Source organism: Leptotrichia sp. oral taxon 879 str. F0557, assembly GCF_000469385.1.
GTDB lineage: Bacteria > Fusobacteriota > Fusobacteriia > Fusobacteriales > Leptotrichiaceae > Leptotrichia > Leptotrichia mesophila.
The window spans coordinates 8,372-8,927 of sequence record NZ_KI271359.1; the positions used below are offsets into that span (position 1 = coordinate 8,372).

The 556-nt window shown below is 26.6% G+C and carries 1 protein-coding gene; it reads right to left on the minus strand.

The annotated features are described in order from the left end of the window. Positions 1–361: GNAT family N-acetyltransferase (locus tag HMPREF1552_RS11340; protein WP_021745350.1), on the minus strand; the 361-nt coding region annotated here is incomplete at its 3' end. Positions 362–556: the final 195 nt, after the last annotated feature.

The following is a 556-nucleotide window of genomic DNA, read 5'->3' on the forward strand; positions in this document are numbered from 1 at the left end:
CTTTTTTTGCAAAATCCAAAGCAAAATCGTATAAATTCTTTCCGATATTCTGCCCACGAGTGCTTTCATCAACGCAAAGATCATCAATAAACAATGTTTTTATATCAGTTAGGACGTTGTGATTTGTTTGTTGCTTGAAAATACAGAAAATATAGCCAATTACGTTATTATTTTCATCAGTTCCTACGAATATTGGCTTGTTTGAATCATTTAACATTTCTGTTAATTCTTTTGCTGTGTATTTTTTACCTGTTGCCTTGAAAATGTCTGGACGCCTTTCGTGATGAATTAATAAAATTTGTTCCAGTAAATTTTCTATTTTCGGAATATCTTTTTCTTGTGCTAGTCTAATCTCTTTCATTGTAATAATTTTTCCTTTTATTTGTATTTTTATATAATGATTTTAATAAATAAAAAATTTAAAATTTCTTGTTTTATTCTGATTTATAAGGATATAAACTTAATATTTTCAAGTAATTATAAGATATAATTTTTATCTCTTAAACAGAGTCTATCATAAACTAATCCGTCGGAGCATTTTTATGTGCTGGCAAAA